At 60.0% G+C, this 12,355-nt stretch carries 14 protein-coding genes, 2 tRNA genes and 2 pseudogenes; 9 read left to right on the top strand and 9 right to left on the bottom strand.

Translation table 11 applies throughout. The features are described 5' to 3' along the window. The 6 genes from kdpB to ABK249_RS31045 all read left to right on the top strand — a co-directional run. Nucleotides 1-1,404 (top strand): potassium-transporting ATPase subunit KdpB (kdpB, locus tag ABK249_RS31070; RefSeq protein WP_348864778.1); only part of this gene is annotated, 1,404 nt, incomplete at its 5' end. A gap of 124 nt (nt 1,405-1,528) precedes the next feature. Further along, the gene (gene kdpA / locus ABK249_RS31065; RefSeq protein ID WP_348864777.1) at nt 1,529-3,211 is read left to right on the top strand and encodes a potassium-transporting ATPase subunit KdpA; all 1,683 of its coding nucleotides are present in this window, start codon (nt 1,529-1,531) and stop codon (nt 3,209-3,211) included. Nucleotides 3,212-3,230: 19 nt separating this feature from the next. Continuing rightward, nucleotides 3,231-3,797 (top strand): potassium-transporting ATPase subunit C, encoded by a 567-nt coding sequence (locus tag ABK249_RS31060; RefSeq protein WP_348864776.1) that lies wholly within the window; start codon nt 3,231-3,233, stop codon nt 3,795-3,797. A 678-nt stretch (nt 3,798-4,475) separates the two neighbouring features. Next, complete coding sequence (locus ABK249_RS31055) at nt 4,476-5,957, top strand: lipopolysaccharide biosynthesis protein (protein ID WP_348864775.1); 1,482 nt, start codon at nt 4,476-4,478, stop codon at nt 5,955-5,957. A 41-nt stretch (nt 5,958-5,998) separates the two neighbouring features. After that, the gene (locus ABK249_RS31050) at nt 5,999-6,997 is read left to right on the top strand and encodes a polysaccharide pyruvyl transferase family protein (RefSeq protein WP_348864774.1); all 999 of its coding nucleotides are present in this window, start codon (nt 5,999-6,001) and stop codon (nt 6,995-6,997) included. A gap of 31 nt (nt 6,998-7,028) precedes the next feature. Then, on the top strand, nt 7,029-7,838 hold the full coding sequence (locus ABK249_RS31045) for a galactosyl transferase (protein ID WP_348864779.1): 810 nt from the start codon (nt 7,029-7,031) through the stop codon (nt 7,836-7,838). Nucleotides 7,839-7,999: 161 nt separating this feature from the next. On the opposite strand, the gene ABK249_RS31040 is transcribed toward ABK249_RS31045, so the two are convergent. Beyond that, nucleotides 8,000-8,074 (bottom strand) — tRNA-Asn (locus tag ABK249_RS31040). 159 nt (nt 8,075-8,233) lie between these two features. On the opposite strand from ABK249_RS31040, the pseudogene ABK249_RS31035 reads away from it, so the two are divergent. Next, nucleotides 8,234-8,518: pseudogene (locus ABK249_RS31035) on the top strand (hypothetical protein); the annotation flags it as partial. A gap of 21 nt (nt 8,519-8,539) precedes the next feature. Here the strand turns inward: ABK249_RS31035 and ABK249_RS31030 are convergent. Further along, on the bottom strand, nt 8,540-9,187 hold the full coding sequence (locus tag ABK249_RS31030) for an exopolysaccharide biosynthesis protein (RefSeq protein ID WP_037151436.1): 648 nt from the start codon (nt 9,185-9,187) through the stop codon (nt 8,540-8,542). 402 nt (nt 9,188-9,589) lie between these two features. Here ABK249_RS31030 and ABK249_RS31025 point away from each other — a divergent pair, with 402 nt between their 5' ends. Further along, nucleotides 9,590-9,874, top strand: a complete 285-nt coding sequence (locus tag ABK249_RS31025; protein WP_348864773.1) for a hypothetical protein — start codon at nt 9,590-9,592, stop codon at nt 9,872-9,874. An 11-nt stretch (nt 9,875-9,885) separates the two neighbouring features. Here ABK249_RS31025 and ABK249_RS31020 read toward each other — a convergent pair whose 3' ends face one another. Further along, nucleotides 9,886-10,143, bottom strand: coding sequence for a DUF982 domain-containing protein (locus tag ABK249_RS31020; protein ID WP_348864772.1), 258 nt, complete (start codon nt 10,141-10,143; stop codon nt 9,886-9,888). A 241-nt stretch (nt 10,144-10,384) separates the two neighbouring features. On the opposite strand from ABK249_RS31020, the gene ABK249_RS31015 reads away from it, so the two are divergent. Beyond that, nucleotides 10,385-10,458: transfer RNA gene (locus ABK249_RS31015), tRNA-Cys, on the top strand. A gap of 106 nt (nt 10,459-10,564) precedes the next feature. On the opposite strand, the pseudogene ABK249_RS31010 reads toward ABK249_RS31015, so the two are convergent. From ABK249_RS31010 to ABK249_RS30985, 6 genes and pseudogenes are all read right to left on the bottom strand, one after another. Then, nucleotides 10,565-10,780: pseudogene (locus ABK249_RS31010) on the bottom strand (tyrosine-type recombinase/integrase); the annotation flags it as partial. Between the two features lie 21 nt (nt 10,781-10,801). Further along, nucleotides 10,802-11,044 (bottom strand): hypothetical protein, encoded by a 243-nt coding sequence (locus ABK249_RS31005; RefSeq protein ID WP_348864771.1) that lies wholly within the window; start codon nt 11,042-11,044, stop codon nt 10,802-10,804. A 31-nt stretch (nt 11,045-11,075) separates the two neighbouring features. Then, a complete protein-coding gene (locus ABK249_RS31000) occupies nt 11,076-11,453 on the bottom strand; it encodes a hypothetical protein (RefSeq protein WP_348864769.1) in 378 nt (125 codons plus the stop codon). Next, nucleotides 11,441-11,701 (bottom strand): hypothetical protein, encoded by a 261-nt coding sequence (locus ABK249_RS30995; protein WP_348864768.1) that lies wholly within the window; start codon nt 11,699-11,701, stop codon nt 11,441-11,443. The genes ABK249_RS31000 and ABK249_RS30995 overlap by 13 nt, the downstream gene beginning before the upstream one ends. Further along, nucleotides 11,698-11,955 carry a helix-turn-helix transcriptional regulator gene (locus ABK249_RS30990; protein WP_348864767.1) on the bottom strand — a complete coding sequence of 86 codons (258 nt, stop codon included), beginning with the start codon at nt 11,953-11,955 and terminating at the stop codon, nt 11,698-11,700. Before ABK249_RS30990 ends, ABK249_RS30995 begins: the two co-directional genes overlap by 4 nt. Continuing rightward, a partial coding sequence (locus ABK249_RS30985; protein ID WP_348864766.1) for a DUF1643 domain-containing protein occupies nt 11,955-12,355 on the bottom strand: 401 nt, incomplete at its 5' end. The genes ABK249_RS30985 and ABK249_RS30990, both read right to left, overlap by 1 nt.

The raw sequence follows: 12,355 nt of genomic DNA, 5'->3' as shown, positions 1-12,355 counted from the left end.
CTCAATATCCTGCTGGCCGGCCTGACGTTGATCTTCGTGCTTGCAACCGCGTCGATCCCAAGCTTTGCGGCCTATGCCGGCGGCTTCATCCCGGTGATCGTCCTTGTCGCGCTGTTCGTGACGCTGATCCCGACCACGATCGGCGCTCTTCTGTCTGCCATCGGCATCGCCGGCATGGACCGGCTGGTGCGCTTCAACGTGCTCGCCATGTCCGGCCGCGCCGTCGAGGCAGCCGGCGATGTCGATACGCTGCTGCTCGACAAGACCGGCACGATCACGCTCGGCAACCGGCAGGCCACGGAATTCCGTCCGGTGAAAGGCGTGACCGAGCAGGAGCTCGCGGATGCGGCGCAACTCGCCTCGCTGGCGGATGAGACGCCGGAAGGCCGATCCATCGTCGTTCTCGCCAAGGAAAAATACGGCATCCGTGCCCGTGACATGCAAAGCCTGCACGCCACCTTTGTCCCGTTCACGGCGCAGAGCCGCATGAGCGGGATCGATTCGGAGGGTTCGTCCATCCGCAAGGGTGCGGTCGACGCCGTGCTGAGATATCTCGACCAGATCAGCGCCAAGGGCGCCGGCAGCGAAGCCACACGCGAAATCCAGGCGATCGCGGATGATATCGCGAAGGCCGGCGGCACGCCGCTCGCCGTCGTGCGCGATGGTCGCCTGCTCGGCGTCATCCACCTCAAGGATATCGTCAAGGGCGGCATCCGCGAGCGTTTCGCCGAATTGCGCCGCATGGGCATTCGCACCGTGATGATCACCGGCGACAACCCCATGACGGCTGCCGCGATTGCCGCCGAGGCGGGCGTCGACGACTTTCTTGCCCAGGCAACGCCTGAGGACAAGCTGAAGCTGATCCGCGAGGAACAGGCCAAGGGCAAGCTCGTCGCCATGTGCGGCGACGGCACCAACGACGCACCGGCACTCGCCCAGTCTGATGTCGGCGTGGCGATGAATACCGGCACGGTCGCCGCACGCGAGGCCGGCAACATGGTCGACCTCGATTCCGACCCGACGAAGCTCATCGAGATCGTCGAGATCGGCAAGCAGCTGCTGATGACGCGAGGCGCCTTGACCACCTTCTCGATCGCCAACGACGTGGCCAAATATTTCGCGATCATTCCCGCGATGTTCGTCGGGCTCTATCCGCAGCTCAGCGCGCTCAACATCATGGGGCTTGCGACGCCGGAGAGCGCCATTCTCTCCGCCATCATCTTCAATGCGCTGATCATCATCGTGCTCATACCGCTGGCCCTTAAAGGCGTGAAATACAAGGCGATCGGCGCAGGGCCGCTGTTGAGGCGCAATCTGCTCATCTACGGGCTTGGCGGGCTCGTCGTACCCTTTATCGGGATCAAGGTGATCGACCTGATCGTGACCGCCCTCCATCTCGCCTGATCGAAGGAACATTCGACATGACTATCCTCTATCTCCTCCTCGGCGTGGCGATCTTCTGGCTTCTGCTGGCCATGACCTCTGCCGCCGACCGGGTTTGATTTCCAACGATGCCGGAGAAATTCCCATGTTAATTCAACCCATCCTGTTCGTCGTCCTCATCGTTGGAGGCACCGCGCTCATCTCCTGGCCGCTTGGCCGTTACATGACCTGGGCCATGGACCCGGAAGGTGCCGCATCGGGACGTCCCAACGCTTTCACGCGCCTCTTCCAGTCGATCGGCGGTTCGGTCTCGGCAAGGCCGCAGGACTGGAAGCGCTACATGGTGTCCATCCTCGCGTTCAACGTCGTGATGTTCGTCGTCACCTTCTCAATCCTGGCCCTGCAGCAATATCTGCCGCTTAACCCGGACGGAAAGGAGGCGCTCGAGGGCAGCCTGATCTTCAACACGGCGGCCTCGTTCACCTCGAACACCAACCTGCAGCACTATTCCGGTGAAGTCTCGCTCAGCTACCTTTCGCAATTGGCCGGATTGATGTGGCTCCAGTTCGTGTCGGCGGCGACCGGTATCGCGGCGCTTGCCGCCTTGGCGCGCGGCCTTGCCGGACGCAAGCTCGGCAACTTCTTTGTCGACGTGCAGCGCGCATCGTTTCTCGTACTCCTGCCGGTCGCCTTTATTGTCGCCATCCTGCTTGTGGTCGGCGGCATGCCGATGACGTTTAACGGTGCGGCAGTCGCTACGACACTCGAAGGCGTGCAGCAGACGATTGCCCGCGGTCCGGTGGCGGCCTTCGTGTCGATCAAACAGCTCGGCACGAATGGCGGTGGTTTCTTCGGCCCCAACAGCGCGCATCCGCTCGAGAACCCGAGCTTCTGGACCAATGTCGTGGAAACGGTATCGATCATCCTCATTCCGATGGCCTGCGTCTGGATGTTCGGCCGGATCGTTGGCCGCATGCGCCATGCCACGGTGATATTCGGCGTCATGCTGGCGCTGGTGCTGCTGCGCGTTGCCGGCGGCATCTGGTTCGAATCCGCTCCGACCCAGGCGTTCGCCGACCTCCCGATCGAGCAGACGACAGGCAATCTGGAAGGCAAGGAACTGCGCTTCGGTGCATCGGCTGGTCCGCTCTGGTCCGTGCTGACGACCTCCACCAGCAACGGTTCGGTCAATGCGATGCACGACAGCTTGAACCCCCTCGCGGGTATGATGCCGATGATCGGCATGTGGTTGAACGAAGACTTCGGCGGCGTCGGTGTCGGCATGATCAACATGTTCCTTTATATCGTGGTCGGCGTCTTCATCGCCGGCATGATGATCGGCCGCACGCCGGAATATCTGGGCTGGCGCATCGAGGCCCGCGAAGTCAAATTCGCCATTCTCGCTCTTCTGGCGCACGGCCTCTTCATCCTCGGCGGCACGGCGGTCTTTGCGGCGACGCCGTGGGGAGCGGATGTGCTCAACAACGTCGGCCCGCACGGCTTCAGCGAGATCCTGTACGAGTTCTCCTCGGCGTCGGCCAACAACGGCTCCGGCTTTGAAGGACTGGGTGACAACACTGTGCCCTGGAACGTGGCGACAGGCATCGTGATGCTGCTCGCGCGCTTCATTCCGATCATTCTGCCGCTCGCGATCGTCGGCTCGCTTTCCGCAAAGCGCAGAAGTGCGGAGTCGAGCGGTACGCTCAGCGTCGAGGGCGGCACTTTCGCGACCATGCTGGCGGCGACCATCCTCGTCGTGGGTGCCCTGACCTTCTTCCCCGCGGCAACCCTCGGCCCGATCGCCGAACACTTCATCTATATGAACTGATCAATCCGGAGACAGAACCATGGAAGCCCTTTTAGCAAGCGTCCGGATCACCGTAGCCACGATGGCGATTTGCGTCGCCGGATACGCCACGGCCGTCTGGGCCGTCGGTCAGGCGATCACACCGGAGACGGCGGACGGATCGCTGATTACCCGTCCGGACGGAACCATCATCGGAAGCCGCCTTATCGCGCAGCCCTTCAGCCAGCCGAAGTATTTCTGGCCACGGCCGTCGGCCGTCGACTACAACGCCGCGGGCGCCGGCGGCAGCAACAAATCGCCGACGAGCCCCGATCTCACGGATCGCGCCCGCGAGATCGTCGCAGCCTATGGTGCAACCCCCGAAAATCCTCTGCCGGCGGAGCTTGCCGCTGCGTCGGGTGCTGGACTCGATCCGCATATTTCCGAACGGGCCGCACTTTACCAGGCAGCCCGCATTGCCGAGGCGCGCCGCCTGGCCGAGCCGGAAGTCGAGGCGCTGATCCACCGGATGGCTTTCGCGCCCGGCGGTTTTCTGACGGCGGATCGTCTCGTCAATGTGCTGGAACTGAACCTCGCGCTCGATGGCACGGGAACGCCGCAGCAATAGAAGCTGAAGCCAGGGCGGCGCTGCCGCCGCCAGATCAAGATGATTTTAGGCCTGATCGGCCTAAAATCTGATTCCTGATGTCGGTCGGCTTCACCGATTGCGATGAGCGGCGGCCGGCCCATCTTTCCGACGTGCACCCACAAGGCGGCGCATCGCAATTTTCCTTCCTGATCCGAAATGCGATCATCTCCGGTCGGATATCCCTTGCCGGAGACATTCAACGACGACTATTCCAATCATGCGGCAGTCCCGGAACTCCAGGACGGCGACAGCGTCATGAGCGTCCCTTGCCTCAATCCTACCCAGAGTCCGCCCGTGCGGCTTCGCAAGCGTGATTTCAAACCGCCCCGACAGCGATCTGCATTAGTCGATTGTGCTCCACAAAACCAACATCATTTCCGCCCAAAGAGTGATTGGAGCCTCTAGCCTTGGCTTTTGGCCCCTCTATATCACCCGTCGGCCCGAGACGATCGTCTCGCTTAATCATAAGGTTGGACCAATCCAACAGGGAGAAATGACAGACAGGGCTCAATGATTACCGTGCCCAACAGATAGCCCGTGTCTTCTGGATGCGGTTCACAGGGAGGAGGCAAAGGGAGCGGAAAACGTGCGCGAAAAAGGGTAGCTGTGGAATGACGATGCTCACATACGCTTGTTACTGCATTGAAGGGGTCGGCCATGAGCATTGCTGACCGGCTGGTGACAGGAAGCCTCTGGGTCACGCTTTCGAGGGTCATCGTCAACGGGCTGTCAACACTCAGCACCATTGTCCTGGCTTGGTATCTCTTGCCTTCGGACTTTGGCGTTGTGGCACTCGCAACGACAATGCTCGTCATCGTGACGACGATCACAGAACTTTCCCTGAATGAGGCGCTTATCCGTCACGAAGATCCGGGAGAATCCCATTTCAGCGCGGCATGGACGCTGGCTGCGACGCGTGGCCTGATATTGTGCCTTCTCTTCGCAGCGCTCGCCTATCCCGCTTCCCTCATCTATGACGAGCCGCGCCTGTTCGGCGTTCTCCTCGCCTTGAGCCTCAGCTTCCTGATAAATGGGCTTGCGAATCCGCGGCGGATCATGCTCCAGCGGGAGCTGATTTTCTGGCAGGAGTTCGTGCTGAACGTTGCCCAGAAAGTCGCCGGCTTTGTCGCCACCGTCGCCATCGCGGTCATCTATCACAGCTACTGGGCGCTTGTGATCGGCACTTTGGTCATGCAGGCGACGAACGTTCTGGCGTCATACTTCATTCTGCCGTTTCGCCCGCGCATAACCTTCTCCCATATGCGCGAATTCTTTTCGTTTTCCATCTGGATTACTGCGGGGCAGATCGTCAACACACTCAATTGGCGCTTCGATTACCTTCTGCTGGGGAAGCTGCTGGATGGCGCCGCCCTCGGCTATTATTCGCTCGGCGGCCAGCTTGCGATGACGCCCACGCGTGAAGCAACCGCGCCGCTGACCGCGACGATCTATCCCGCCTTTGCCAATGTCCGCCATGATCCTCACCGCCTGGCAGCGGCCTATCAGCGGACGCAGGCGCTCCTGACGGCCGTCGCATTGCCTGCCGGCATAGGCATGGCGGTCATCGCAGATCCCCTCGTCAGGCTGGTGCTTGGCGAAAGGTGGCTTCCCGTGATCTTCATCATCCAGGCGCTTGCGTCGGTTTACGCGCTGCAGACGTTAGGCTCTCTCAATCAACCCCTTGGCATGGCGCTGGGACATACCCGGACCCTCTTCATCCGCGACACGCAGATGCTCTTTGTGCGGGTTCCGGTGATTACGATCGGCCTGGTGTTCTGGGGGCTTCCGGGGCTGATATTCAGTCGCGTGCTCACCGGCCTCTTCAGCGCTTTCGTCAACATGATCATCGTGAAGCGCTTCATCGATGTTTCGGTCACGGCGCAGTTGTGGGCAAATTTCAGGGCGCTCTCCAGTTCGGCCGTCATGGCTGCGGGCGTCTTGCTTGCCCATCGCTATATGGGCGTTGAGACCACGCAGATGGCGCTGGTTCTGCAACTCGCGGTCCTCGTTTGCCTTGGAGGTGTTCTCTATTGCGGCTCCAGTGTCTTTCTCTGGCTGGTCATGGACCGTCCGAATGGTCCGGAGACCGAAGTCAGGAAGATCGCCTCCAAGGTGCTCTCCAAAGTCAGTCACGCCTGATCTCAGGCTTGTTTTCTCACAACTTTCGAAAGAGAGGTACGATGTCAGGTGCTCAGCAATCCGAACTCATCACCAGGCTGCAGGATAGAACTCACGATTGTTTGAAAAAGTTCGTCAAGCCTGATGAACCCATCGCGATACTGGATTTTCCCGATATCAAGAATTGCGGGGATTCTGCAATCTGGCTGGGAGAGATGGCTTATTTGCAGCATCGGTATGCAAAGCGGCCCTCCTACGTCTGCACGACCGACGATTTTTCACCCGAAGAACTCAAGAGCGTAGCCCCGAATGGTCCGATCTTCATTCACGGGGGCGGCAATTTCGGCGACGTATGGGTATTCCATCAGGACTTCCGGGAACGCGTGATGGAACTGTTTCCCGACCGGCAGATTGTCCAATTTCCGCAATCGATCCACTACAAGTCTCCCGAACGGCTCGAGCAAAGCAGGCGGGCGATCGGCAAGCACAAGAACTTCGTGCTTCTGGTGCGCGACGAGGAATCGTTTCAGTTCGCCCAGGAAAATTTCGATTGCGAAACCTATCTGTGCCCGGACATGGCCTTCTGCATCGGGGCCGTCCAGCCTGATGCGCCGCAATTCCCCGTCCTTGCGATGCTCCGTCAGGACAAGGAACAGGTCGGTGCGGTCGATTTCTCTGCCTATCCCGACATCCCCAAGGAGGACTGGATTACCGAGGACCCCTCGAAGGTGCGCGTCGCCAAGGCGCTCGGTGCGGCATCCGCGCTGCTACAGCTCAATCCTTCCGAGGTACGGCTGCGCAAGCTGGATGCGGCGGCCAACAACCGCTTCCGGCGCGGTATCCGGCAGATTTCTCGTGGCCAGGCGATCGTGACCGACCGGCTGCACGTGCATATCTGCTCGCTTCTGATCGGACGCCGGCACGCGGTGCTCGACAACAATTACGGAAAAATCCGCCGTTTCATGAATGCTTTTTCAGGGGGCACGGACCTGTCCTACAAGGCAACGTCGCTCGATGACGGCATCAGATGGGCAAGAGAGCAGGCGGCTGTTGCGGCTTGACCGTGCCCGAAATCAACGACCGGAGGCTGTCATGAGTGTTTTAACGTTCATCATCCCTGTGAGGCATCAGAAAAACGCGCGCGATTGGAGCTTCCTGAAGAGGAATCTCACGCAGACCGTCGCATCCATCGCGAATCAAACCAGTTCTGACTGGCGAGGTATAATCGTTGCCAACGAAGGTGCCGATCTTCCCGTGCTGCCGGATAAATTCTCGGTGACGTGGGTGGACTTTCCGCCGAACGATATCCACGAGCGAGGCGATGCGACCGAGGAGGATTTTCTCGACTCGTTCCGCGCCGACAAGGGGCGTCGCGTCCTGGCGGGCATGCTCGATGCCCGCGACAGCCGCTTCTTCATGATCGTTGACGACGACGATTTTGTCAGCGCCCGCATCGTCGCGTACGTTTCCCGGCACCAGAACGAAAACGGCTGGGCGATCGATAAGGGCTATATCTGGGACGACGGCGGCAGTCTTCTATTATGCCGTGACCAGTTCAACCACTATTGCGGCACATCGCTGATCATTCGTTCGGATCTGTACGGACTGCCATCGAAGGCGGAAGACGCATCGATCGAATGGATCAAGAATATGCTTGGCAGTCACGTCCGCGTCGTACCGGCTTTGGCCGAACGCGGGACGCCATTGAATTCCCTGCCTTTCCGGGGTGCCGTATACCGTGTTGCGCACAAGGGGTCGCATAGTAAGGCTCCGAGCCTCATCGACATGTATTTCCTGAACAGGAACGCTCTCAGGCGGCCTGTCAGCACGGTGAAAAACCTGGCGGGGTTGCGGCTGCTGTCGACTGAACACAAGAAAGAGTTTTTCGGGCTTTCGGGATAGTCGTTCAGGTGTCACCGACGATCCCGATGTAATTCCGGCCTCGCGCCCGAATCATAGAAACGGCGGCCAAAGCTGATTGGCTGCCGCGGAGACGGGCGTGATGTCGGTCGTAGAGGCTTGAAACGACTAGAGCGCGCTTTTGGCGCGCTCTAGCGAGAAATTGGCTCCCCGGGCCGGATTCGAACCGGCGACCTGTCGATTAACAGTCGAATGCTCTACCGCTGAGCTACCAGGGATCAACCGCTCGGTGGCGGCGTGTGCGGGGGGTAATACAAATGCTTTGTCGTTTTGCCAAGCGCTTTTTGTAAAAAAATCGAACTTGCTTGTTTTATCCCCGTTCAGGCCCCATCTGCTTCGGGGAAGACGGCCTTTCGGAAAAAGGAAACTGGTCTCCGGTGGCGCAGAAGCGGAAATCGACGAGATTCGGAGTGGACCCGCACACCCGAAGAGTGGGGTTCGGCAGCTGGCAGATCCCCCTGCCGCGCTCGCGGGCCGGCCGTATCGGCGTCGGCCTCTCCCTGCTGGTGGGCGGCACGCTGGGCTTCCTGCCGATTCTCGGCTTCTGGATGCTGCCGCTCGGCTTCGTGATCCTTTCGCACGACCTGCCGGCCGTTCGGCGTCAACGACGCCGTACCGCGCTCTGGTGGGCGAGGCGCCGCCGCGCGAAGCGGAGCGGAAATGACGGTACGGCGGCTCCTGGGTCAGCCGAACAGCGAGGCGATCCCCTGGCCGGCGCTGAAGGCGGCATAGGCGAGCACGGCGAAATAGATCACCGTGATGACGTTGAAGAGGTAGCCGCCCAGGACGATCATTCCGTCACGCTGGATCATGCCCGTCGACAATAACAGGATGGCGATTCCCGGCAGCGTGTTGGAGAACGGCACGAGGCCAAGCGGAAACATCAACAGTACCCCGCCGACTGCGATCGCAAGGCCGTTCAGCCGGTTGATCATTGCACCGGTCGTCAGCGCCGATAGGCGCGGTTTCAGGAAACGGTCGAGGCGGGTGACGATGTTGACGCCCTTTTCCAGTGCCGGCACCAGCTTCTGCGTATCGAGCTGACGGTCAAGAATCTTCCCCGGCAGCCAGGGCAGACGGTTCGCCGTGATCGCCAGGCTGATCAGGATGATGGCGGCTCCGAAGACGGTGCTGACCCCTGGGATGGAAACCGGGATGAGGAAGGGCAGGGAGGCGACGGCGCAGATGAGCAGCAGCCCCTGTTCTCCGACCGCATCCATGAGTTCGCGCAGCGTGATCGACTGGCCCTTGATGCCTTTGATGAGCCGGCGCAGCGTGTCGCTCAGCGAGGTGGAGGTATCCTGGAATTCGATGCTTTCGTCCAAGCTCATGCTCCGCACAATCTCCCCCGCGCCGGATGCATAGCAGCATTCGGTCCGGGAGCAAAGACCGCAAACCGACGCGCGCGTGCTTCAAGCCATCGCGCGGCGCTCATTCGGTCCTTGGCGCACGTGCCCTATTTCGACTGCATCCAATGATCATAGGCGCCGCAGGCGAGCACCATTACCAGGATTACAAGCACGATCGGGTTGAGAGCCGTGATGAATTCCAGATATTCCATGGTGGTCTCCTCCCACCGCTAGATTGCCGCCCCGGTGTCTCCTCACACCGGACAACGGCAACACCTTTAGCATAGTTCCCGCAGCTTTTCCACTTTGGCGAACGCGCGGAGCCTCTGGCAATCCCACTGCGAATCACTAGGATGTTTTCCGGGATTGAAGACGAGGCCGTATATGGCGTTCAGAGTGATAGAAGGCGGGCTTGCGGCCCGCTCGCCGGCGTTTGCCGGGACGACAGGTGACGCGCCGCCGACGCAGGAAGACGTGTTGCGGGAAGCGGAGCGGCGGATCAGGGCGATCGGTTACGACAGATGGCGCAACCGTGAGGCGGTCACCGGTATCCCGGCCCCGCGCGAAATCAAATATCTCGCCATGCAGATCGGCTATGTGGCGGAAGCCATAGGCAAGCTCGCCGACATTCCGGCCGACTTTCATTCCGATGTCTATTGGCCGGCCTGAACGCCTCGCGATCAGCTCAACATTCTCGCTTCGATACTGGCAAGTACGAAGGTTTCCCGCACTTTTTCCAGGGGAAGCCTGCGCTGCAGGCCGGCGGCGCATTCCTTCAATGCCCTGAGATAGTAGGTACCTTCGCGCACCGGCCAACGCCACTTGAGGTATTCCAGAGCCTCTCGCGGGCCGCGAACCACTTCAGGAAAACCATATCCGACACGTACTCTTACAGGGGAACTCCACAGGACTTCATCTGTTGTCGTCACGTCATTCATTGTCCCACACCTTGCATTGCGGGGGTGCAAACTTGCTCGACCGGATTTGGTTCCCTCATTCTGGCGGATTCTTCCCCAACCGTGGCTTTGTCGGTTCGGCGTCTGCAGGCGTCAGCGGGGCCTGTCCGGCATTCTGGCTTTCTCTTCGTAGGAAAAATATGGCAATCGAGGCGAACCCGCTTGCGCCATCATTCGATTCGTTCTAAACGCCCGACACCACTCGCTCTTTAAGCGTTCGGATGGCCTCGTGGCGGAGTGGTTACGCAGAGGACTGCAAATCCTTGCACCCCGGTTCGATTCCGGGCGAGGCCTCCAATCCCCCTGACGGGCGCTCCTAACAGATTGTAATTCCAATAAATTTCTATCAGGTGTGGCAGCTGGGAACGTATCTCCAGGCAAGGTGTGGCAGTCTGTGCCTCTTTCACCCCTCGGCGGTGAGCAATCTTGCTCCCATTCCGTCCCAGTCAATCGTATTGACCGCTAGCCGCGCGAGACGAGCGCGTTCGGCGTTACGGGTATAGATTTTGGACGTCTTGCCGTCCTTCCAGCCGAACATAGCCTCGAGCATCGAATCGCTCGCGCCATTGTGCGCTTGGTCGGTCGCGAGCCCCTTTCGCACTGAGTGAGCCGTGCAATGGGGAAGCCCTGCCTGGGTAAATCATTTGGAGATCCGGTTCCCCAGTCCCGTGATCGAGTAGGATGAACCGTAATCGGTCTGCATATACCTGAGGCCCTTCACGTCATGGTACGACAGGACGGCTTCAAGGACGGGGTGGATCGCGACGACGATATCAACCGGCGTCCGGTTGCGGTTCTTGAAAAGCCGGAGCTTGAAGACGTCTTTCTGCCGATGCTGCGGACCGATCAATGCCGCGTCCGACACGCGGAATCCCGTAAACATCAACAGAGCCAGCGCCAGCACGGCCTTTGACTTAACGCCGTGCTTTTCGATGTACTGGCCGATTTCGGCCGGCGTGATGGTGTGGTGGCCTTCGGTCTGGACGCGGAAGGGCCTCCACCATCCGCGCCACGTTGGCGATGTAAGGCTTGCCCTTGGCATCCTTCGTGTCGAATATTTGCCGCAGAACCTTCAGGCGTTCATCGGCAGCGAATGGCGTTTCCTTCTTCCGGTCGCGGAGCGCCTCGACGTGGCCAGCCGTGATAGAGCCCATGGGCACATCGGCCATTTTACGTTTCTCTTTCGGCTCGCGGCTAAGCGGCTCCTCCCACATTGATTCGATAATGGAGCGTCGCTTGGTCTGGGTTGTCTCGTCGAGCGACGTGAAAGCGGACGACTTCATATAGGCCATGCATAGCCACCGGAAGCTGTTCTGCTTAACAGTGAGGGACAAAGAGGGTGCGCGTCCTCTTTGCGCGCCAGCGCCTTTCCTGAGGCGTTTCTGGCCTCCCAATATTTTCTGGCAAACTCTTCCGATTTTATATCGTCCGGCAGGCGACATATCCTAACGCCATCGATGCGCAGATAATACCGCATCGTGCCGTGCCGGCGCTTGTTCTTTTCGACAAAGGGATATTCGACGGTCGCCATATCGGTCATGCCGACATGCTCCAATCCTCGCCGCCGGCCTCCTTCCGCTGCTCTATTCCTTCTTCAGGCCATGAGGCCATCGCAGCGACGAGATCCGAGACCAGCCATACCTTACGGCAATGCCATTTCCGAGGTTTCGGAAGGAATCCCTCTTCCACCATCAGATCGACCGTATTCGCGCTGACCCCGATCGCCTGGGCGACCTCAAGCCTGTTGAGACCAAGGCGCGGAACATTGCGGGTGAGATCAACGGTGTTGCCCATTAATCCCCGCTTTCCCCGCTATCCACAGCCCGTTTTTCCACAGCGCCGGAACCTGCTTCCATCGCTTCAGCCGTCGGGAACTTCCACGGGACCAGAGGCGTCGCGTAGGCGAGCATCAAGGGATGCCGTGGCTGCCCATCAGGCGCGGTTCCCCAGCACATCGGCTTGGCGCCAGCCTCGTTCAAAACGTCCACCACCGCATGCCACCTTGTGCGCAATGGCTTCGGAAGCTTTGATAAAGGCCCCCACGCTACAATGTGGATGTCGGCGCCCTTGATTGCCTTCGCGATGTATGCGTCGTTCTCCGGCCCGATTGGGTCAGCAGCGATAGCTAGCGCCTTCACGTCCTTGTTGATGAGAGCGCATAGGTTCCAAACCAGAACCTTGCTGGCGCCCATGC

It is taken from the genome of Neorhizobium phenanthreniclasticum, from assembly GCF_040066075.1.
GTDB classification, from domain to species: domain Bacteria; phylum Pseudomonadota; class Alphaproteobacteria; order Rhizobiales; family Rhizobiaceae; genus Neorhizobium; species Neorhizobium petrolearium.
The sequence above is the reverse complement of the archived record's forward strand: the minus strand, read 5'-3'. Positions and strand labels throughout refer to the sequence as shown.

Coding starts and splice junctions, on each gene's coding strand:
- ABK249_RS30990 (WP_348864767.1), bottom strand. CDS start 11,955: ATGGGCAACACCGTTGATCTCACCCGCAATGTTCCGCGCCTTGGTCTC.
- kdpA (WP_348864777.1), top strand. CDS start 1,529: ATGTTAATTCAACCCATCCTGTTCGTCGTCCTCATCGTTGGAGGCACC.
- ABK249_RS31060 (WP_348864776.1), top strand. CDS start 3,231: ATGGAAGCCCTTTTAGCAAGCGTCCGGATCACCGTAGCCACGATGGCG.
- ABK249_RS31055 (WP_348864775.1), top strand. CDS start 4,476: ATGAGCATTGCTGACCGGCTGGTGACAGGAAGCCTCTGGGTCACGCTT.
- ABK249_RS31005 (WP_348864771.1), bottom strand. CDS start 11,044: ATGTTTACGGGATTCCGCGTGTCGGACGCGGCATTGATCGGTCCGCAG.
- ABK249_RS31045 (WP_348864779.1), top strand. CDS start 7,029: ATGAGTGTTTTAACGTTCATCATCCCTGTGAGGCATCAGAAAAACGCG.
- ABK249_RS31025 (WP_348864773.1), top strand. CDS start 9,590: ATGGCGTTCAGAGTGATAGAAGGCGGGCTTGCGGCCCGCTCGCCGGCG.
- ABK249_RS31030 (WP_037151436.1), bottom strand. CDS start 9,187: ATGAGCTTGGACGAAAGCATCGAATTCCAGGATACCTCCACCTCGCTG.
- ABK249_RS30995 (WP_348864768.1), bottom strand. CDS start 11,701: ATGACCGATATGGCGACCGTCGAATATCCCTTTGTCGAAAAGAACAAG.
- ABK249_RS31050 (WP_348864774.1), top strand. CDS start 5,999: ATGTCAGGTGCTCAGCAATCCGAACTCATCACCAGGCTGCAGGATAGA.
- ABK249_RS31020 (WP_348864772.1), bottom strand. CDS start 10,143: ATGAATGACGTGACGACAACAGATGAAGTCCTGTGGAGTTCCCCTGTA.
- ABK249_RS31000 (WP_348864769.1), bottom strand. CDS start 11,453: ATGGCCTATATGAAGTCGTCCGCTTTCACGTCGCTCGACGAGACAACC.